Annotated in this window: 12 protein-coding genes; 7 read left to right on the top strand and 5 right to left on the bottom strand. The window is 69.6% G+C overall.

Annotated elements, in window-relative coordinates; genetic code table 11:
• Positions 1-7: 7 nt before the first annotated feature.
• Positions 8-1,132 carry a GTP cyclohydrolase II RibA gene (gene ribA, locus AC1G9L_RS18425; RefSeq protein ID WP_481069664.1) on the bottom strand — a complete coding sequence of 375 codons (1,125 nt, stop codon included), beginning with the start codon at positions 1,130-1,132 and terminating at the stop codon, positions 8-10.
• A gap of 287 nt (positions 1,133-1,419) precedes the next feature.
• Here ribA and AC1G9L_RS18420 point away from each other — a divergent pair, with 287 nt between their 5' ends.
• On the top strand, positions 1,420-1,941 hold the full coding sequence (locus AC1G9L_RS18420) for a GNAT family N-acetyltransferase (RefSeq protein ID WP_010340701.1): 522 nt from the start codon (positions 1,420-1,422) through the stop codon (positions 1,939-1,941).
• A gap of 26 nt (positions 1,942-1,967) precedes the next feature.
• On the opposite strand, the gene AC1G9L_RS18415 is transcribed toward AC1G9L_RS18420, so the two are convergent.
• Positions 1,968-2,882 carry a lauroyl acyltransferase gene (locus AC1G9L_RS18415; RefSeq protein WP_481069663.1) on the bottom strand — a complete coding sequence of 305 codons (915 nt, stop codon included), beginning with the start codon at positions 2,880-2,882 and terminating at the stop codon, positions 1,968-1,970.
• Positions 2,883-3,046: 164 nt separating this feature from the next.
• On the opposite strand from AC1G9L_RS18415, the gene dtd reads away from it, so the two are divergent.
• Positions 3,047-3,487 carry a D-aminoacyl-tRNA deacylase gene (dtd, locus tag AC1G9L_RS18410; protein ID WP_019801266.1) on the top strand — a complete coding sequence of 147 codons (441 nt, stop codon included), beginning with the start codon at positions 3,047-3,049 and terminating at the stop codon, positions 3,485-3,487.
• A gap of 114 nt (positions 3,488-3,601) precedes the next feature.
• A complete protein-coding gene (gene rpoD / locus AC1G9L_RS18405) occupies positions 3,602-5,464 on the top strand; it encodes an RNA polymerase sigma factor RpoD (RefSeq protein WP_010340704.1) in 1,863 nt (620 codons plus the stop codon).
• Positions 5,465-5,676: 212 nt separating this feature from the next.
• Here rpoD and AC1G9L_RS18400 read toward each other — a convergent pair whose 3' ends face one another.
• The 3 genes from AC1G9L_RS18400 to AC1G9L_RS18390 all read right to left on the bottom strand — a co-directional run bounded on the left by AC1G9L_RS18400 (position 5,677) and on the right by AC1G9L_RS18390 (position 9,404).
• Entirely contained in the window at positions 5,677-6,963 is a 1,287-nt protein-coding gene (locus AC1G9L_RS18400) for an AGE family epimerase/isomerase (RefSeq protein ID WP_019800109.1), read from the bottom strand.
• 90 nt (positions 6,964-7,053) lie between these two features.
• Positions 7,054-8,358, bottom strand: a complete 1,305-nt coding sequence (locus AC1G9L_RS18395) for a sugar MFS transporter (protein ID WP_019800108.1) — start codon at positions 8,356-8,358, stop codon at positions 7,054-7,056.
• On the bottom strand, positions 8,355-9,404 hold the full coding sequence (locus AC1G9L_RS18390; RefSeq protein ID WP_481069662.1) for a LacI family DNA-binding transcriptional regulator: 1,050 nt from the start codon (positions 9,402-9,404) through the stop codon (positions 8,355-8,357). The genes AC1G9L_RS18395 and AC1G9L_RS18390 overlap by 4 nt, the downstream gene beginning before the upstream one ends.
• A gap of 131 nt (positions 9,405-9,535) precedes the next feature.
• Here AC1G9L_RS18390 and AC1G9L_RS18385 point away from each other — a divergent pair, with 131 nt between their 5' ends.
• The 4 genes from AC1G9L_RS18385 to glgB all read left to right on the top strand — a co-directional run bounded on the left by AC1G9L_RS18385 (position 9,536) and on the right by glgB (position 21,242).
• Entirely contained in the window at positions 9,536-11,887 is a 2,352-nt protein-coding gene (locus AC1G9L_RS18385; protein ID WP_019801507.1) for a GH92 family glycosyl hydrolase, read from the top strand.
• 684 nt (positions 11,888-12,571) lie between these two features.
• Complete coding sequence (locus tag AC1G9L_RS18380) at positions 12,572-15,712, top strand: maltotransferase domain-containing protein (RefSeq protein WP_481069661.1); 3,141 nt, start codon at positions 12,572-12,574, stop codon at positions 15,710-15,712.
• A complete protein-coding gene (gene treS / locus AC1G9L_RS18375; RefSeq protein WP_019799057.1) occupies positions 15,709-19,062 on the top strand; it encodes a maltose alpha-D-glucosyltransferase in 3,354 nt (1,117 codons plus the stop codon). Before AC1G9L_RS18380 ends, treS begins: the two co-directional genes overlap by 4 nt.
• Positions 19,059-21,242, top strand: coding sequence for a 1,4-alpha-glucan branching protein GlgB (gene glgB, locus AC1G9L_RS18370; RefSeq protein ID WP_481069660.1), 2,184 nt, complete (start codon positions 19,059-19,061; stop codon positions 21,240-21,242). The genes treS and glgB overlap by 4 nt, the downstream gene beginning before the upstream one ends.
• Positions 21,243-21,419: the final 177 nt, after the last annotated feature.

Below are 21,419 nucleotides of genomic sequence, written 5' to 3'. Positions count from 1 at the left end.
CGGTGGTTCAGCGCGCCGCGCGCAGCAGCGCGTCCACGTCCAGCGCGTGGCCGGCGCGGGCCGCCTTGGTGCGCAGGTAGCCTTCGTTCTCGGCAGTAATCGTGCCGGTGACCGGGATGCGCTCGGTCACCTCGATGCCGGCCGCGCGCAGGCGCTCGGCCTTGTTCGGGTTGTTGGTGAGCAGGCGCACGCGGCCGATGCCCAGCCCGCGCAGCATCGCCACGGCGCTGCCGTAGCGGCGCTCGTCGGCGCCGAAGCCCAGTTGCGCGTCGGCGTCGATGGTATCCAGGCCGTCGTGCTGGTAGCCGTAGGCGCGCATCTTGGTGGCGATGCCGGTGCCGCGGCCTTCCTGGTCCAGGTACAGCAGCACGCCGCCGCCCAGCGCCTTGAGCTTGGCCAGGCCGTGCCGCAGCTGGTCGCCGCAGTCGCACTTGAGCGAGCCGAACAGGTCGCCGGTGAGGCAGGAGGAATGCACGCGCACCGGGACCGGCGCGCTCAGGTCGGGCTGGCCGATCACGATCGCGACCTGGTCGCGCTGCGCCACGCCGCCGCGGAACACCACGAATTCGCCGGGTCCCAGGTCGCGCAGCGGCACCTGGGTGCGGGTGACCAGGGTGTAGCTGTCGGAGGCGGCGAGGGCGCAGCCGTGTTCCAGGTCATCCAGGCGCAGCGACTGGCAGCCCTGGAAGGCGCTGCTGTCCGCGCCCAGGTCGGCCGCGACCATCGCCGGCAGCAGCAGGCCCAGGCGCGCGATCTCGGCGGCGCCGGCATCCAGCGCGTCGCCGGGCTGCCACTGCGCCGGCACCGGTCCGTCGCGCAGGTAGGCCAGCGCCGCCAGCGCGTCGTAGGACTGCCCGGCCAGGGCGATGCGCGCGCCCTGCGGCGCATCCAGGCCCAGCACCTGCGCGCGCGGCGGCGTCACGAACAGGTAGTGCCGCTGCCCGGTGGCCTCGGCGAAGCCGAGGTAGGACGGTTCGGTGCTGCTGTCCAGCGCCATCACCGCACGGGTGCGGCCGTTGCCGTCGTCGAGCAGGACCGGGCGCCCGGCACGCAACTCCGATGCCGCGCGTTCGCTGCGGATCGCGGCAGGATCGCCGAAGGCGTGCGCGGAAGGGGCGGTGGGGCTGGTCATGCACGACTCCAGATGGGGGATCGGCGGCGCCGCTTCAAGGCTGCCGCATCCGGTCGCGGCGGCACCGGCGCGGCGCCGGCAGGCGCATGGCGCCCGGCGCCATTGTCGCGCGCTTTGCCTGTACCGCCAGCCCGCGGGCGATGGAACGCACTGTGCCCGCTCGTACTCCGCCGCCGATGCAACCGGATGCAGCGTTTCCGGCAATGCCGCCGGCGCTTGGCGGGTGTGCACGCGCCGCCGGTTGCTTGCTACTGTGCGGCATCGCGTCCCTCCGGCCCCACGCCCGCATGCAACTCGTCGATTGCACCGAACCGCGCCACGCGATGGCGATCCTGGAGATCTTCAACGACGCCATCGTCAACTCCACCGCCCTGTACGACTACCGGCCGCGCCCGCCGGAGAGCATGGCGGCCTGGTTCGCGACCAAGCGCGCCGGCAACTTCCCGGTGCTGGGCCTGGAGGACGCCGACGGCACGCTGGTCGGCTTCGCCAGCTACGGCACCTTCCGCGCCTGGCCGGCGTTCAAGTACAGCGTCGAGCACTCGGTCTACGTGCACCGCGACCATCGCGGCCGCGGCGCGGGGCGACGCTTGTTGCAGGCGCTGATCGAGACTGCGGAGGCGCGCGGCGTGCATGTGCTGGTCGGCGGCATCGACGCCAGCAATGCCGGCAGCATCGCCCTGCACGAGCAACTGGGCTTCGTGCACGCCGGCACCGTGCGCGAGGCCGGCTTCAAGTTCGGACGCTGGCTGGACCTGGCGTTCTACCAGCGCATCCTCGCCGGCCCGGCGCAGCCGCACGACGATTAGCGCCGGCTCGGCACGGGTCGAGTGCCCTAGTGCGGATGGCGCTCGGTGGCGTAGGGATTGGGCTCGGCCGGGTCCGGGCGCAGGGTGTAGCGCTTGTAGGTCCACTGGTACTGCGCAGGGTCGCGCCGCGCCACCCGCTCGACGCCCGCATTGAGCGCGGTGGCCGCGCGCAGCGGGTCGGCATCGGCGATGTCCGGCGGCGCCGGCTGCACGTGCAGGGCGAACTCCAGGTCGTTGCCGACGCGCTCGCACCAGGCGAACAGCACGGTCGCGCCGGTGCGCTCGGCCAGGCGGTTGACCAGGGTCATCGTCAGCGCCGGCACGCCGAAGAACGGCGCGAACACGCCATCGCCGGCCTTGGGCTGCTGGTCGGGCAGGATGCCGACCGCGCCGCCGTCCTTGAGCGTCTTGAACAACTGCCGCACCGCCGGGCCCTCGGCGCGCACCTGGCGCACCCGCTCGCCGCTGCGGACCAACTGCAGGAAGGCATCGCCGACCGCCGACTCCGGCGCCTTGTAGACGATGGCGATGTCGCCGCGCGAGGTCAGCCACTGGTTGAGCAGCTCCCAGTTGCCGAAATGCGGCGCAGCCACGATCACCCCGCGGCCGGCGGCCAGCGCCGCGTCGTACAGCTCCTGCCCGTGGCGCAGTCGCAGTCGCGCCAGGTTCTGTTCCGGCGGCCGGGTCCACAGCGCCAGGGTCTCGAACGCCTGCCGCGCGGTCGAGCGCAGCACGTCGCGCTGCAGGGCGACGCGCTCGCTGGGCAGCAGTTCCGGATAGGCCAGCTCCAGGTTGCGCCGGACCACCCGGCTCTCGCGCGCGTCCAGGCGCAGCCACAGCCCGGCCAGGCCGTCGGCCAGGCGGCGCAGCCACGGCCACGGCAGGCGCGCCACGGCGGCGGCGCAGCGATACAGCAGGGAAGCGAGCGTGGCGGGTTTCATCGGCCCAGTTTATCCGCTCGGCGCATCTGGCCTGCCCGACGGGTGTCGCGGATCGCCGCCTGCGTGCCTTGTCGCTTTCTCAATCTCCCCCATTCGGCGATGATGCCGCACGATCGCAACCGTTCGTCGCGGCGCGACCAATCCCCAATCCCCATTCCCGCCTTATGCTCTCGCTGATCCAACGTGTCACCCAGGCCTCGGTCAGCGTCGATGGCGAGGTCGTGGGCCAGATCGGGCCCGGCCTGCTGGCGCTGGTGGCGCTGGAGCCGGGCGACGACGAGGCCAGGATCCGGCGCATGGCCGAGCGCTTGCTCGGCTACCGGGTGTTCTCCGACGCCAGCGGGCGCATGAACCGGTCGCTGCGCGACACCGGCGGCGGCCTGCTGCTGGTCAGCCAGTTCACCCTGGCCGCCGATACCGGCTCGGGCATGCGGCCCAGCTTCACCACCGCGGCGCCGCCGGCCGAGGCTGAACGCGGCTTCAACCGGTTGCTGGAGGTATGCCGGGCGCAGCACCCGCCGGGGGTGGAAACCGGCCGCTTCGGTGCCCATATGGTCGTCAGCCTGGTCAACGACGGCCCGGTCACTTTCCTGCTCCGGCCGTAGACGCCGGCGCGTTCCTGGCGGAGCCGTTCAGACTCCTCGTCCGGCAAGCGGCGGTCCGGGCTGTTATAATGCTAGGTTCACTCATTCACCTACCTGCCGGTGGCGCGAGCACTCATGGCCAACGAACGTCCTGCCCAGCAATCCGACATCAAGCAACTGATCAGCAAGGGCCTGGAACAGGGCTATCTGACCTACGCGGAAGTCAACGACCATCTTCCCGACGATCTGGTCGACCCCGAACAGATCGAAGACATCATCGGCATGATCAACGGCATGGGCATCGATGTCCATGAAGTTGCGCCCGATGCCGAAACCCTGCTCCTCAACGACGGCAACACCGGCAACCGCGAAGTCGACGACACTGCGGCCGAAGAAGCCGCCGCGGCGCTGACCGCGCTCGACACCGAAGGCGGCCGTACCACCGACCCGGTGCGCATGTACATGCGCGAGATGGGCACAGTAGAACTGCTGACCCGTGAAGGCGAGATCGCCATCGCCAAGCGCATCGAGGAAGGCCTCGGCCAGGTGCAGGCCGCGCTGGGCGCGTTCCCGCTGGCGGTGGAGACCCTGCTCGAGGACTACGAACAGCACAAGGAAGGCAAGAAGCGCCTGGCCGAGATCGTGGTCGGCTTCAACGACCTGATCGAGGAAGAGCCGGCCCCGCCGGTCGCGGTGTCCGACGACGACAGCGCCACCGATGCCGATGCCGACGAGGATGACGACGAGGACGTCGACACCGCCGAAGAAGATGCCGGCCCGACCGGTCCGGACCCGGCCGAGGTCGCGCGGCGCATGGAAGTGCTGGCCACCGAGTACGCCAAGTTCAAGAAGGCCCACGCCAAGAACGGCGCCGAGCACAAGCTGGTCACCAAGCTGCGCAACGACATCGCCGAGGTGTTCGTCACCCTGAAGCTGCCGCTGCCGCTGACCGACGTGCTGGTGCGCAAGCTGCGCGACACCATGGCCCAGGTCAAGGACCACGAGCGCCGCGTGCTGCATCTGGCCACCCACGTGGCACGCATGCCGCGCAAGGACTTCATCCGTTCCTGGGAAGGCAACCAGACCAACGTGGCCTGGGTCGACGATGCGCTCAAGCGCAAGCAGAAGTGGTCGTCGGCGCTGCGCGACGTCAAGGACCAGATCATCGCCGAGCAGGAAGCCACTGTGGCGGTGGAGCAGGCCACCTACCTGAGCCTGGCCGAGCTGAAGGAAATCAGCCGCGCCATGGCCTATGGCGAAGCCAAGGCGCGCAAGGCCAAGAAGGAAATGGTCGAGGCCAACCTGCGCCTGGTGATCTCCATCGCCAAGAAGTACACCAACCGCGGCCTGCAGTTCCTCGACCTGATCCAGGAAGGCAACATCGGCCTGATGAAGGCGGTGGACAAGTTCGAGTACCGCCGCGGCTACAAGTTCTCGACCTACGCCACCTGGTGGATCCGCCAGGCGATCACCCGCTCGATCGCCGACCAGGCGCGCACCATCCGCATCCCGGTGCACATGATCGAGACGATCAACAAGTTGAACCGCATTTCCCGGCAGATGCTCCAGCAGTACGGCCGCGAGGCCACCCCGGAGGAGCTGGCCAAGGAAATGGACATGCCCGAGGACAAGATCCGCAAGGTGATGAAGATCGCCAAGGAGCCGATCTCGATGGAAACCCCGATCGGCGACGACGAGGATTCGCATCTGGGCGACTTCATCGAGGACACCAACGTGGAGTCCCCGATCGAGAACACCACCAACATCAACCTGTCCGAGACCGTGCGCGACGTGCTCGCCGGCCTGACCCCGCGGGAAGCCAAGGTGCTGCGCATGCGCTTCGGCATCGACATGAACACCGACCACACCCTCGAGGAAGTCGGCAAGCAGTTCGACGTGACCCGCGAGCGCATCCGCCAGATAGAGGCCAAGGCGCTGCGCAAGCTGCGTCACCCGAGCCGCTCCGAGCAGCTGCGCAGCTTCCTCGACATCGACTGATCGAGCGCGGTTCGCGGCAACGAAAAAGCCCCGCCAGGTGCGGGGCTTTTTTGTGGGTGCAGATGCAGGATCGAACGGTGCGCCGCATCCTTTGTAGGAGCGGCTTCAGCCGCGACCGCTTTACCGGGAACGCCTGGTCGCGGCTGAAGCCGCTCCTACGACCGACACATACGGCGCCGGATCGCCGGCGCCCCTGTGCAGGTCGCATCCGCTTACGCGAATGCCTTGCTGCCGCGCATCACCGCCAGCACGTCGTGGCAGGCGCCCATGGTGTGGTAGTCGGTCTTGCCGGCCGGGCTCTTCTCGTCGCTGTAGCTGCGGTTGTCGCGGCTGAGGATGCGGAACCAGGCGCCGTAGCGGTGGTCGACCAGGTGGTCCCAGGAGTACGCCCACAGCGTGTCGTAGGCGGCGCGATACGCGGCATCGCCAGTGGCGGCCAGCAGCCGCGAGGCCGCGGCGATGGCTTCGGCCTGCACCCAGAAGTACTTGTCGTCGTCGCAGAAGTAGGTCGGCGCCGCGGCCACGTCCGGCACGCCGACCACCGGCGCCTCTTCGGTGCCGGAGGCGAAGCCGTAGACGATGCCGCCATGCTGCGCGTCCCAGCCGTGCGCCAGGGCGGTGTCGAACAGGTGCCGCGCGGTGGGCAGCAGCCACGCCGGCGCGGTGCCGGTGGCGGCCTGCAGGTGCCCGTGCAGCAGCACCAGCAGCTTGGACCACTCGACCTGGTGGCCGGGCTGGAAGCCCCACGGCCGGAACAGGTGCTTGGGGTTGTCGCGGTTGTAGTCCCAGTCCACCTGCCAGTCGGCGTCGTAGTGCTCCCACACCAGGCCGCCGGCCAGTGCCGCCTGGCGGCGGGTGATGTGGTCGGCCAGCAGCAGCGCGCGCTGCAGGTAGCGCGGCTCGGCGCTGGCCTCGTAGGCGGCGATCAGCGCTTCGCACAGGTGCATGTTGGCGTTCTGGCCGCGGTAGCTGGAGAACGTCCACTCCGGCGTGGCCTCGTCGCGGTACAGGCCGGCGGCGGCATCCCAGTAGCGGGTTTCCAGCAACTGCCAGGTCTCGTCCATCCACGCGTCGGTGTCCAGGCCGGCCTTCTTCGCGGTGGCGTAGGCCAGCAGCACGAAGGCGGCGCCGTAGGCGTGCTGGGTGCGGTCTTCGGCCACGCCGTCGCGCAGGGTCCACACATAACCGCCGCTGGCGGTATCGCGGTGCACCTCGCGCAGGTAGCGCAGGCCGTGGCGCGCGGCGTCCAGGTACTCGGCGGCCAGCGGCGAGTCGGCGAATTCGATCGCCGCCATCGCGTAGTTGAAGACGAAGCGGGTGCTGCTGACCAGGTGGCGATGGCCGGCGTCGTACACGCTGCCGTCGTCGCGGAAGTAGTGGAAGAAGCCGCCCGCCGGGTCGATCGCGCGCGGGTGGTAGAAGGCCATGGTGTCGGCGATGTGCGCGCGCAGGACGGCGGCGTCGGCGAAGTCGGGCAGGGGCGTGGCGGGCAGGTTCATACGGTTGGCTGGCGAGCTGGGTGAGGGAAGGGAAGACAACGGCGCACGGCGGCAGCGTGTGCGCCGCCGTGCCGGAAACGGATCAGTGGATCAGTGCATCACGCGCGCGGTCGGCGCGGTGGTCGGCGCGGTCGCCGCCAGCTCGGCCGACAGGCGCGAACCGCGCAGGCCGTACCAGACGATGTAGGCGTAGCACAGCAGCGGGATCACGAAGGCATGCTGGATGCCGATGGCGTCGGCCAGCGCGCCCTGCGCCAGCGGCACCAGGGCGCCACCGACGATGCCCATGATCAGCAGGCTGGAGGCCTTGCTGGTGAGCACGCCCAGGCGTTCGATGGCGACGGTGAAGATGGTCGGGAACATGATCGAGTTGAACAGGCCGATCGCGATCACGCTCCACATCGCCACGTGGCCGGTGCTGAGCATGGTGGCGATCAGCAGCAGCGAGGCGATGCCGGCGAAGGTCGCCAGCAGCTTGCGGGCCGGGACGAACTGCAGCAGCGCCGCGCCGGCGAAGCGGCCGACCATCGCGCCGCCCCAGTAGAACGGCAGGTAGTGGCTGGCAGCGGCTTCGGTCAGGCCGCCGGTGGTGGGGCCGGAGATGTAGTTGATCAGGAAGCTGCCGATCGACACTTCCGCGCCCACGTACATGAAGATCGCCACCACGCCCCACAGCAGGTGCGGGTGGCGCAGCGCGTCGGCGAAGCTGTGATGCGATTCGGTGCTGGCATCGTTGTCCTCACGCAGCGACGGCACCCGCATCACCAGCACGAACACCGCCAGCAACAGCAGGCCGCCGGCCAGCATCAGGTAGGGGATTTCCACCGAGCGTGCCTGCTCGATGCGATAGGCGGACAACTGCTCGGGATTCATCGCCGCCAGCTGGTCGGCACCGAGCACCGCGCCGGCCAGGATCAGCGGGCCGATCAGCCACGGGAACACGGTGGTGCCCAGCGAGTTCAGCGCCTGGGCGAAGTTGAGTCGGCTCGGCGCCTTCTCCGGCGCGCCGATCAGGCTGATGTACGGATTGGCCGCCACCTGCAGCAGGGTGATGCCGCTGGCCAGCACGAACAGCGCGGTCAGGAACAGCGGATAGGACGGCAGGCGCGCGGCCGGGTAGAACATCGCCGCGCCGATCGCCGCCACCACCAGGCCGATGACGATGCTGGCCTTGTAGCCGGTCCGCGACACCACCGCGCCGGCCGGCACCGACATCAGGAAGTAGGCGCCGAAGAAGGTGAACTGGATGAGCATCGACTGCGCGTAGTTCATCTGGAACACGGCTTTCAGATGCGGGATCAACACGTCGTTGAGGCTGGTCAGGCCGCCCCAGGTGAAGAAGATCATGCTGACCACCGCGATGGCGGCGGTGTTGGACAGCGGGCGACGGCTCATGCAGCGACTCCGGGAACGGGCGAGAGGGCGACCCGGCTGCTGGCGCGCAGGCACAGCCGGGCGGGGGCGATGGTAAGCGCAGGCAGGGCCTGGCGGTGGCGCAGCGCGTCCAGCACCAGGCGCGCGGCCTGCATGCCGCGCTCGCGCGGGGCGACGGCGACGGTGGACAGCGGCGGGGTGGCGACGGCGGCTTCGGGGATGTCGTCGAAGCCGATCAGCGCGTAGTCGCGGCCGGCGATGCGGCCACGTTCGGCCAGGCCGCTGGCCAGGCCCAGCGCGACCACGTCGTTGTAGCAGACCAGCGCGGTCGGCAGCGGGTCGCGCGCGCACAGCGCGCCGGCCTGGCGCGCGGCTTCCAGCCGGGTCGGCGCGCATTCGATCAGCCACGCCGGGTCGACCGCGATGCCGGCGGCGGCCAGCGCCTCGCGGTAGCCGGCGCGGCGCTCGGCGCAGGAACTGGACTGGCGGTGGCCGCCGAAGAAGGCGATGGTACGGTGGCCCTGCGCCAGCAGGTGTTCGGTGGCCAGGCGCGCGCCACGCCGGTTGTCCAGCGCCAGCAGCGGCCAATCGCCGTCCAGCGCACGATTGAACAGCAGCACCGGCAGGCGCGGCCCCAGCAACTGGCGCAGGCGCGCCGCGTCGGTGTTCTCGGTGGGCGAAAGGATCATCGCCGCCGGATGGTGTTCGATCAGCGAGGCCAGCACGGTCTGCTGGCGCTCCGGCGATTCGCCGGTGCTGCCCATCAGCATCACGTAGCCGGCCTCGGCCAGCGCTGCGTCGACGCCACCGGCGAACTCGGCGAAGAATGGATTGGCCAGGTCGTTGACCACCAGCGCCACCGCATTGGACGCGCGGCCGCGCAGGCTGGCCGCGCCGCGGTGGTAGACGTAGCCCTGGCGGGCGATCTCCGCCGCCACCCGCGCGCGCGTGTCCGCATGCACCAGCGGGCTGTTGCGCAGCACCAGTGACACGGTCGCCCGCGACACGCCGCAGGCAGCGGCGATGTCGGACACGGTGACGCGTTTGTCGGAGGAAGAAGGCGCCACGGCGCATTAGACCGGTTCAAAAGGTCGCTCATCCTGCGCTGTCGTCACCGGATCCGCATTTTGCAGTGCAGCAAGGCATTGCAGTGGCTTTGTGCTATCCGTTTGGATCGATTCGATACGGGGAGCCTGCCATGCGCAGCTCGAGGACGCTGGGCGGCGCTGCCGCACTGCTGCTGGCCGCGCTGTGGCCGATCGCATCCGCCGTCGCAGCGGCGGGCGGTGACGCCGGCGAGCGTGCGGTGGCCGCGGTGGACCCTTTCATCGGCACTGGCGGCGAGGGCCACACCTATCCCGGCGCCACGGTGCCGTTCGGCATGGTCCAGTTGAGTCCGGACACGCGCATCCAGCCGCGCAAGGACGCCTACGGCTGGGCGGCCGGCTACCGCTACGACGACCGCAGCCTGGTCGGTTTCTCGCATACGCATTTCTCCGGCACCGGCCACTCCGACCTGGGCGACGTGCTGCTGATGCCGATCAGCGGCGCGGTGCGGCTGGAGCGTGGCGACCCGGACACACCCGGCAGCGGCTACAGCGCGCGCTTCCGCCACGACGACGAGCGCGCCGAGCCGGGCTACTACGCGGTGACCCTGGACGACTACAAGGTGCGCGCCGAACTCACCGCCAGCGCCCGCGTCGGCGTGCACCGCTACACCTACCCGGCCGGACAGCCGGCGCACGTGCTGCTGGACCTGCGCACCAGCCTGTACGACTACCCGGGCAAGATCAGCTGGTCGCGGCTGCGCCTGCGCGCCGACGGCACCGTCACCGGCTTCCGCGAGACCCGCGGCTGGGCGCCGGGGCGGCAGCTGTACTTCGCCCTGCGCTTCTCGCAGCCGTTGCGCGGCCATGCCTTCCACAACACCGAGCAGGACATTCCCTACAAGGGCTTTCCGCCTCCGGGCGACAACGACCCCACCCAGCGCGCGCAGATCGAAGGCCGGCAACTGGTGGGATCGTTCGACTTCGGCGACGCCCTGCGCGGGCCACTACTGGTGAAGGTGGCGATTTCGCCGGTCAGCGAGGACAGCGCCATCGCCAATCTCGACGCCGAAGTGCCGGGCTGGGATTTCGACGGCGTGCGCCGCGCCGCGCGTGCGCAATGGGCGCAGGCGCTGGGCGCGGTGGAGGTCGACGCGCCGCCCGCGCAGCGCACCCAGTTCTACACCGCGCTGTACCACAGCCTGCTCGGCCCGACCCTGTTCATGGACAGCGAGGGCCGCTATCGCGGGCCGGACAACGCCGTGCACCAGGCGCAGGGCTACACCCACTATTCGACGTTCTCGCTGTGGGACACCTACCGCGCGCTGCATCCGCTGCTGACCATCGTGCAGCCGCCGCAACGCACCAACGACATCGTCAACTCGCTGCTCGCGCACCAGCGCGAAAGCCCCTACGGTGTGCTGCCGGTGTGGGCGTTCCACGGCCTGGAGACCTGGTGCATGATCGGCTACCACGCGGTGCCGGTGATCGCCGACGCGTACATGAAGGGCATCCGCGGCTACGACACCGACGCCGCGCTCAAGGCCATGGTGGCCAGCGCCAACTACGGCCCCTACGACGGCATCGCCCAGTACCGCGAACTCGGCTACGTGCCGATCGACGAGGAAGGCGAGGCCGCCTCCAAGACCCTGGAATACGCCTTCGACGACTGGACCATCGCGCGCATGGCCAAGGAGATGGGCCGCAGCGAGCTCGCCGCCGCCTTTGCCAAGCGCGCCGGCAACTGGCGCAACGCCTTCGATCCGGACACCGGCTTCATGCGCGCGCGCCAGCGCGACGGCAGCTTCCGCACCCCGTTCGATCCGGACGCCAGCGGCTACGGCACCGACTACACCGAAGGCAACGCCTGGCAGTACTCCTGGTACGTGCCGCAGGACGTGGCCGGCCTGGCGCGTGCGCATGGCGGCGACGACAAGCTGCTGGCGCGGCTGGACCAGGTGTTCGACGCCAAGGTCGATCCCAAGGTGTTCGCGCACATGGAGGACATCACCGGGCTGATCGGCTGGTATGCGCACGGCAACGAGCCCAGCCATCACGTCGCCTATCTGTATGCCTACGCCGGGCAGCCCTGGCGCACCCAGGCGCGGCTGCAGCAGATCATGCGCAGCCAGTACGCCGCGCGCCCGGACGGCCTGGCCGGCAACGACGACATGGGGCAGATGTCGGCCTGGTACGTGTTCACCGTACTAGGCTTCTACCCGGTGGCGCCGGCCAGCAACCAGTACATCCTCGGCCGCCCGTTCCTGCCGCGCGCCACCCTCGCGCTGCCCAACGGCAAGCGCTTCACGGTGATCGCCGATGGTCTGGACGATGCGCATCCCTACGTCGGTGGCGTCACGCTCAACGGGCGTCCGTTGAACCGCGCGTTCCTGCGCCATGAGGAACTCATGGCCGGCGGCGAACTGCGCTTCACCCTGCAGGCCACGCCCAACACCGCGTGGGCGGCGGCCGGCGCCGAGCGTGCCTATTCGATGAGCGAGTGAAAAGGCATCTCCAGTATTTGGGGAGGTGTCCCGTAGGAGCGGCTTCAGCCGCGATGAGGCATTACCGGTAAAGCCTGTCGCGGCTGAAGCCGCTCCTACAGGGGCTTGCGGCGAGCCTGCCGGGTGCACTGTGGGAGGGACTTCAGTCCCGAAGCATTTGCGCCATCGGGAAGCACATCACTTCGCACGTCGCGGCGGCATGACAGTTAAGTCCCAAGGGCCGGCGGCGTCCGGCTGGAGTTTAGTGGCAGTAAGTTCGGAGAAGCGTTGAAGCCGCGCCAGGGTGAGTCTGAGCATGGATGACGGCCGAGGCCTCTGCGCCGCGCTGAGTCCTCGTGCGCGACGCAAGCGCGAGCGTCAGTATCGCGTGAATTCGGCGTGACATGCGTCGCGTTTGGCGTTGCGCAGCGTGCGCCGCTACGCCCCGTCACCCCGCGTCGCATCACATGCACGCGTATTTAATGTCATCCACACATTCCATTTGCGGCGTTCGTGGTCTTGTAGCGCGGCTGCATCGCATCGCGCGGACCGGGTGCGCCGGCACCGTCGCGATGACTGCAAGCGCGACCGCGTGCAGGCCTGTCCCATTCCGATGCCGTTGCCATGCGACGGCGCGATCGGCGCTGCCGGCAACGGCGCGCAGAGGCGACGTGTCCTTCTCATTCGTCGAACGGGATCTTCCGAATGCATGTCTGCCTGCTGTCCCTCTTTCCTCCTCACGATGCGGCCGCGCTGGACGCGGCCATGGCGGCGGCGCAGGCACAGGGCTGCGATCACATCGTCTTGCCCAATCCGTTCGCGCAGGATGCACAGGGCCGTCTTCACGACCCCACAGCCGACGACGCGGCGGGCCAGACACAGTTGCGCCACTGGCTGCAGCGCGCCGAGCAGCACGGGCTGCGCGTGCTGCTGGATCTGCGCATCGACGAGATCGGCGGCGGCAGCCGCCTGCTGCAGGAACACCCACACTGGTTCCGCGCGCGCAGCTCGGCGCTGCCGGATCCGCGCGCCGAACGTGCCGCGCCGGATATTGCGGTGGGCCGCTTCGCCTCTGCGGAAGAAGGGGCGGGACTGGCGCAGTGGTGGAGCGCGCGCCTGGTCGACTGGCTGCGCAGCGGCGTGGCCGGCTTCCGCGTGCTGCAGCCAGAGCGCATTCCGGCGCCGTTGTGGCGCACGCTGATCGACGGGGTCCACGCACAGGCGCCGCAGGCGCGGCTGCTGGCCTGGACGCCCGGCTTGGGGCTGGACGCCTTGCGCGGCCTGGCTGGCGCCGGCTTCGATGCCGCGTTCTCCTCCCTGGCCTGGTGGGACGGCCGCGGCGACTGGTTCTTCGATGAAGACAGCGCACTGCGTGCGCTGGCCCGCCGCGTGGTCGCTACCGTCGACGCCGAGACGGCTTCGGATACGCCACTGCCCTTGCCGCGCGCGCAGCGGCAGCGCCTGGCCGCCGCCTTCGGTGGGACCTGGGCGATCGCCGCGCAGGACACATCGACGGAACACGGGCAGACCGCGCCTGCGCAGCACGGATCCACCGAGAGCGATGCGTCCACGCCGGTCGCATCGCTGCGTCTGCGCCCGCTGCTGCGCGACGGCGCGCTCACCGCGGTGGCGGTGGAACCGCTGGACGCCGCGCCATGGCTGGTGCTGCTCAACAGCGACCGCGACCACTTGCTGCCGGTACCGGGGCCGGCGCTGCTGCGCCTGCTCGGCGACAGCGAGGGCCTGCTCAGCGACCATGGCGAGCCGATCCAGGGCGAGCAGGGCGGCACCCTGGAAGCGGGCGAGGTGCGCATCTACCGCAGCCTGCCGGCGCGCCCGGTGCTGACCGCCGCGCGCGCACGCACACCGGCCGAGGTCGCCGCCGGCGAGGCGCGGGTGTGCATCGAGGCGGTGACGCCGTCGGTCGACGACGGGCGCTTCCCGGTCAAGCGCACCGTCGGCGACCGCGTGTGCGTGGAAGCCGATGCCTTCTGCGACGGTCATGACCGCATCGCGGTGGCGTTGCTGTGGCGCGCCGCCGATGCGCGCACCTGGTCCAGCACGCCGATGCGCGCGCTCGGCAACGACCGCTGGCGCGGCGAGTTCCCGCTGCAGCGCCTGGGCCGCTACGAATTCCGCATCGAGGCCTGGCGCGATGTGTACGCCACCACCCATGCCGACCTGGAAAAGAAGCGCGCCGCCGGCACGCTGCTGCCGGTGGACGTGCAGGAGGCGCTGGTCCAGGTCGAGGCGGCGCGCGGGCGCAGCCGCGGCGCGCTGGCCACGCGGCTGAAGGCCATCGCTACCCGCATCGCCCGCACCGATGTCCTGGCCGAGAAGGCGCAGCTGCTGCTCGAGCCCGAGACCGCCGAGGCGATGGCGCGCGCCGACGCCAAGCCGTTCCGCACCGAATACCCGATGACCTTCCGGGTCGAGGCCGAACGCCGCGCCGCGCACTTCGCCAGTTGGTACGAACTGTTCCCGCGCTCTCAGAGCGGCGATCCGCAGCGCCACGGCACCTTCGACGACGTGATCGCGCGGCTGCCGCACATCCAGGCGATGGGCTTCGACGTGCTGTACATGCCGCCGATCCATCCCATCGGCGAGAAGAACCGCAAGGGCCGCAACAACGCGGTGACCGCCGAGCCGGGCGAACCCGGCAGCCCGTATGCGATCGGTTCGGCCGAGGGCGGGCATACCGAGGTGCATCCCGAGTTGGGCGGGCTCGAGGGCTTCCGCCGCCTGCGCGCGGCCGCGGCCGCGCACGGCCTGGAGCTGGCGCTGGACTTCGCCATCCAGTGCGCCCCAGACCATCCGTGGCTGCGCGATCACCCGGACTGGTTCACCTGGCGCGCCGACGGCTCCATCCCGTACGCGGAGAACCCGCCGAAGAAGTACCAGGACATCGTCAACGTCGACTTCTACGCCAGCGGCGCGGTGCCGGCGCTGTGGAACGCGCTGCGCGATGCGGTGCTGTTCTGGGTCAACGAAGGCGTCACTCTGTTCCGCGTCGACAACCCGCACACCAAGCCGTTCCCGTTCTGGGAATGGTTGATCGCCGAGGTGCGCGGGCGCCATCCGCAGGTGGTGTTCCTGTCCGAGGCCTTCACCCGGCCCAAGCCGATGTACCGGCTGGCAAAGGTCGGCTTCTCGCAGTCCTACACCTACTTCACCTGGCGCCAGCACAAGGCCGAACTGCAGGCCTACATCGAGGAACTCAACAGCGGCGCGCCCAGCGAGTGCTTCCGTCCGCACTTCTTCGTCAACACGCCCGACATCAATCCGCTGTTCCTGCAGCACAGCGGGCGCAGCGGGCACCTGATCCGCGCCGCGCTGGCGACCACGCTGTCCGGGCTGTGGGGCATGTACCAGGGCTTCGAGCTGTGCGAGGCCACGCCGCTGCCGGGCAAGGAGGAATACCTCGACTCGGAGAAATACCAGTTGCGCGTGTGGCCCGAGCGCGCGCCGGGCGACATCGTCGAGGAGATCACCCGCCTCAACCTGCTGCGCCGCCAGCATCCGGAGCTGCAGTCGCACCTGGGCACGCGCTTCTACGTCGCGCACAACGAGCAGGTGCTGTACTTCGGCAAGTTCCTCGATGAAGCGCATCTGGCGCGCGGGCGCAGCCTGGTGCTGGTGGCGGTGAGCCTGGATCCGCATGCGGCGCAGAACGCGCAGATCGAAGTGCCGCTGTGGGAGCTGGGCCTGCCCGACCACGCCAGCGTCGCCGTGCGAGACCTGTGGGACGGCCACGACTTCACCTGGTACGGCAAGACCCAACACATCCGCCTCGATCCGTCGCGGCCGTTCTCCCTGTGGCGCATCCGCGCCGGAGTTCCTGCATGAATGTCGCCGCGCCGTCGTCTCCCCAACTCGAGCCGCGCGCACCGGCCGGCGATGCGCGCTGGTACAAGGACGCGATCATCTACCAGGTGCACGTCAAGTCGTTCTTCGACTCCAACGACGACGGCATCGGCGACTTTCCCGGGCTGATCTCCAAGCTCGACTACATCGCCGACCTGGGCGTGGACACGATCTGGCTGCTGCCGTTCTACCCCAGCCCGCGCCGCGACGACGGCTACGACATCGCCGAGTACATGGCGGTGCATCCGGACTACGGCAGCATCGCCGACTTCCAGCGCTTCGTGGAGCAGGCGCACGCGCGCGGCATCCGCATCGTCACCGAACTGGTGATCAACCACACTTCCGACCAGCATCCCTGGTTCCAGCGTGCGCGCATGGCCCCGGCCGGCTCGCCGGAGCGCGCGTTCTACGTGTGGTCCGACAGCGACCAGGACTACGCCGGCACCCGCATCATCTTCTGCGACACCGAGAAGTCCAACTGGACCTGGGACCCGGAAGCCGGCCAATACTTCTGGCACCGCTTCTACTCGCACCAGCCGGACCTGAACTTCGATAACCCGGCCGTGTTGGAAGCCGTGCTGGAAGTGATGCGTTTCTGGCTGGACCTGGGCGTGGACGGGCTGCGCCTGGACGCGGTGCCGTACCTGATCGAGCGCGATGGCACCTCCAACGAGAACCTGCCCGAGACCCACGCCATCCTGCGCCGCATCCGCGCCACGCTCGATGCCGAATACCCCGACCGCATGCTGCTGGCCGAGGCCAACATGTGGCCGGAGGACACCCAACAGTACTTCGGCGAGAACGCCGACGAGTGCCACATGGCGTTCCACTTCCCGCTGATGCCGCGCATGTACATGGCGATCGCGCGCGAGGACCGCTTCCCGATCACCGACATCATGCGCCAGACCCCGGAGATTCCGGAGAGCTGCCAGTGGGCGATCTTCCTGCGCAACCACGACGAGTTGACTCTGGAGATGGTCACCGACTCCGAGCGCGACTACCTGTGGCAGACCTATGCCGCCGACCGCCGCGCGCGCATCAACCTCGGCATCCGCCGGCGCCTGGCGCCGCTGCTGGAGCGCGACCGCCGCCGCATCGAGCTGATGACCTCGCTGCTGCTGAGCATGCCCGGCACGCCGGTGCTGTACTACGGCGACGAGATCGGCATGGGCGACAACATCCACCTCGGTGACCGCGACGGCGTGCGCACGCCGATGCAATGGTCGATCGACCGCAATGGCGGTTTCTCGCGCGCCGATCCCGCGGCGCTGGTGCTGCCGCCGATCATGGATCCGCTGTACGGCTTCCAGGCGGTGAACGTGGAGGCGCAGCAACGCGACCAGTATTCGCTGCTGACCTGGACCCGGCGCATCCTGTCGGTGCGCAAGCGCTACCGCGCATTCGGCCGCGGCACGCTGCGCTTTTTGTATCCCGGCAATCGCCGCCTGCTCGCCTACCTGCGCTGCCACGAGGACGAGACGGTGCTGTGCGTGGCCAACCTCTCGCACACGCTGCAGGCGGTGGAACTGGACCTGTCCGAGTTCGAGGGCCGGGTGCCGGTGGACATCCTCGGCGGCGGCAGCTTCCCGCCGATCGGGCGCCTGACCTATCTGCTCACCGTGCCGGCGTTCGGGTTCTATGCCTTCCAGTTGGTCGGCAACGCGACCCTGCCGGACTGGCACGTGCCGGCGCCGGTGCCGCTGCCCGATTACCAGACCCTGGTACTGCGCAGCACCGTGGACAGCGCCGGCCTGCAGTCGCATCTGCCGACGCTGGAGCGCGACATCCTGCCGGCGTGGCTCACCACCCGGCGTTGGTTCGCGGCCAAGGACCGCGCGCTGCGCAGCGTGCGCATCGCACGGCGCACGCCGCTGTCCGGCGGCGACGGCCTGACCCTGCTGGAGATCGAAGCTGAGCTGGACGACGGCGCGCACGAGCGCTACATCCTGCCGTTGGGCATCGTCTGGGAGCGCGAGCAGCCGAGCGTGCTGGCCGAGCAACTGGCGCTGGCACGCGTGCGCCACGGCCGCGAGGTCGGCTACCTGACCGATGCCTTCGCGCTGAAGCCCTTCACCCTGAGCATGCTCGCCGCGCTGCGCGACAATGCGGAACTGCGCGTGGATGGCGAGGCAGGCAATGAAGCCGGCGCCGAGCGCATCCGCTTCTGCCCGACGCCCGCATTGCAGCGCGTGAACATCCCTGCCGACCCGGAGATCCGCTGGCTGTCTGCCGAGCAGAGCAACAGTTCGCTGATCGTCGGCGACGCGGCGGTGTTCAAGCTGCTGCGCCGCGTGTCGGCCGGCATCAACCCGGAGATCGAGATCGGCGAGCGCCTCACCGCGCTGGGCTACGCCAACGCGGCGCCGCTGCTGGGCCACGTCGCCCGCGTCGAGGCCGACGGCAGCGAGACCACGCTGGCCCTGCTGCAGGGCTTCGTGCGCAACCAGGGCGATGCGTGGCGCTGGACCCTGGATCACCTGTCGCGTAGCGCCGAGGAATACGACGCGGCACAGGACGATGCCGCGCGGCTGGAGATCGTGGCGAGCTACGACGCCTTTGCGGCGATCGTGGGACGGCGCCTGGCGGAACTGCATGCCTTGCTGGCGCAGCCCACCGATGCACCGGCCTTCGTGCCGCAGAGCGTGGATGCGACCGCCGCACAGCAGGTGGTGAATGGCGTGGTGCACGAAGTGCAGGCCATGTGGGACACGTTGCTGGCGCACCGCGATGCCAACGACGACCCGGCCGAACACGCCGCGGTCGACAGCCTGCTGGCCGAACGCGCGCACCTGGATGCCTGGTTGCAGCAGGCGCCTGCGCTGCTGTCCGGCGCACTGCTGACCCGCGTGCACGGCGATTTCCATCTCGGCCAGATCCTGGTCGCGTTCGACGACGTGGTGCTGATCGACTTCGAAGGCGAGCCGGCCAAGTCGCTGGACGAACGCCGCGCCAAGGCCAGCCCGCTGCACGACGTGGCCGGCTTCCTGCGCTCGCTCGACTACGCCAGCGAAGTCTCCGCACGCGGCGAGGAGGGCACCGCCGCGCGTGTGGGCGTCGGCCTGGATACTGCGCAGGAGGCGTTCCTGGCCGCGTTCCGCAGCCGCGCCAGCGCCGCCTTCCTGACCGCCTACCGCGCCGTGCTCGATGCCAGCCCGCATCCGTGGGTGGCGCCGGCCGCATTCGAGGCCACCACCTTGCTGTTCCAGATCGAGAAGGCCTGTTATGAAATTCGCTACGAGGCCGCCAACCGCCCGGCATGGATCATGGTGCCCATACAGGGACTGTTTCGCATACTCGACCGCTTTCCCGCGCCCCAGGAGTCGATTCGATGAGTGATGCCGTCCACGTCTGGGACGACGCGACGCAACGTGCCTTCGCCACCGCGCGCCATGGCGACCCGTTCGCCGTGCTGGGTGTGCATCGCCTCGGCAACGCGCGGGTGCTGCGCAGCTACCAGCCGGGCGCCGATGCGGTGGTGGCGGTGCTGGAGGACGGCAGCGAAGTGCCGCTGCAGCACGGGCCGGAGGGCTTCTTCCACGCCGAGCTGCCGCACGAAGGCCGCTACCGCCTGCGCATCCGCTGGCCCGGCGGCGAGCAGGACACCGCCGACGCCTACGCCTTCGGCCCGCAGCTCAGCGACTTCGACCTGCACCTGATCGCCGAAGGCCATCACCTGCACCTTGCCGATGCGCTGGGCGCCAACGTGGTCGAGGTCGACGGCGAACGCGGCACCCGCTTCGCGGTGTGGGCGCCGAACGCCTCGCGCGTGGCGGTGATCGGCGACTTCAACAGCTGGGACGCGCGCCGCCACCCGATGCGCCTGCGCCACCAGGCCGGCGTGTGGGAGCTGTTCGTGCCCGGCGTCGGCCCCGGCGCGCGCTACAAGTTCGCCCTGCGCGGCCCGCGCGGCGAAGAACTGCCGGCCAAGGCCGACCCGGTCGCGCGCCAGGCCGAACTGGCGCCCGGCACCGCCTCCATCGTCGCCGACCCCGCGCCGTTCCAGTGGCGCGACGACGCCTGGATGGCCACCCGCGCGCGCCGCCACGCCCCGCAGGCGCCGATCAGCGTGTACGAAGTGCACGCCGGCTCGTGGATGCACGCCACCGACGGCAGCATGCTCGACTGGGACGCACTGGCCGAGCGGCTGATTCCCTACGTGGCCGACATGGGCTTCACCCACATCGAACTGCTGCCGGTCACCGAGCATCCGTTCGGTGGCTCCTGGGGCTACCAGCCGCTGGGCCTGTTCGCGCCCACCGCGCGCTTCGGCAGCCCGGAGGGCTTCGCCCGCTTCGTCGATCGCTGCCACCGCGAGGACATCGGCGTCATCGTCGACTGGGTGCCGGCGCATTTCCCCACTGACGCGCACGGCCTGGCCCACTTCGACGGCACCGCCCTGTACGAACACGCCGACCCGCGCGAAGGTTTCCACCGCGACTGGAACACCCTCATCTACAACCACGGCCGCCGCGAAGTCTCCGGCTTCCTGATCGCCAGCGCGTTGGAGTTCCTGCAGCGTTACCACGTCGACGGCCTGCGCGTGGACGCGGTCGCCTCCATGCTCTACCGCGACTACAGCCGCAACGCCGGCGAGTGGGTGCCCAACATCCACGGCGGCCGCGAGAACTACGAAAGTATCGCCTTCCTGCGTCGGCTCAACCAGGTGGTGGCCGAGCAGGCACCCGGTGCCATGACCATCGCCGAAGAATCCACCGCCTGGCCCGGCGTCACCGCCGACCTCGCCCACGGTGGCCTGGGCTTCGACTACAAGTGGAACATGGGCTGGATGCACGACAGCCTGCACTACATCGAACTGGACCCGATCTACCGCCGCTACCACCACGGCGAGATGACCTTCAGCATGGTCTACGCGTATTCCGAGCGTTTCATGTTGCCCATCTCCCACGACGAAGTGGTGCACGGCAAGCGCTCCCTGCTTGGGCGCATGCCCGGCGACGACTGGCAGCGCTTCGCCAACCTGCGCGCCTACCTCGGCTACATGTACACCCACCCCGGGCGCAAACTGCTGTTCATGGGTTGCGAAATCGCCCAGCCCACCGAGTGGAACCACGACGCCGCGCTGCCCTGGCACCTGCTCGACCAACCCAACCACCGCGGCATCCAGCGCCTGGTCCGCGACCTCAACCGCCTCTACGCCGAGCACCCCGCACTGCATGCCCGCGACGACGAACCGGAAGGTTTCGCCTGGGTCATCGGCGACGACGCCGGCAACAGCCTGTTCGCCTACCTGCGCAAGGCCCGCAGCGGCGACACCCCGCTGCTGGTGGTGGCCAACCTCACCCCGCAGGTGCATCACGGTTACCGCATCGGCGTCCCCCGCGGCGGCCGCTGGCGCGAGCTGTTGAACTCCGACAGCGAAATCTACGGCGGCAGCAACATCGGCAACGGCGGCAGCGTGCGGGCCGAGAACGTCGGTGCGCATGGGCATCCGGCGTCGCTGGTGCTGACCATTCCGCCGCTGGCGGTGCTGGTGCTGGGAGTGGAGGAATAGGGCGAGAAAGCAGAAGGGGCCGCGGCGAGTGGGCGGAAACAGCCGGCTTTTCGGAGAGAAGCCGGCTGTTGTGGGAGGGACTTCAGTCCCGACGCTTTCCCGACCCACTGTCAGCACCTGAGCCGCAACCCCATGAGGATGCCAAGGATGCGCACCGATCAGGTGCAATCCTTGCCG

The sequence above is a fragment of the Xanthomonas sp. NCPPB 1132 genome (assembly GCF_056629235.1).
Note: the sequence above shows the minus strand (reverse complement) of the source record. Positions and strands in the feature narration are given on the sequence as shown.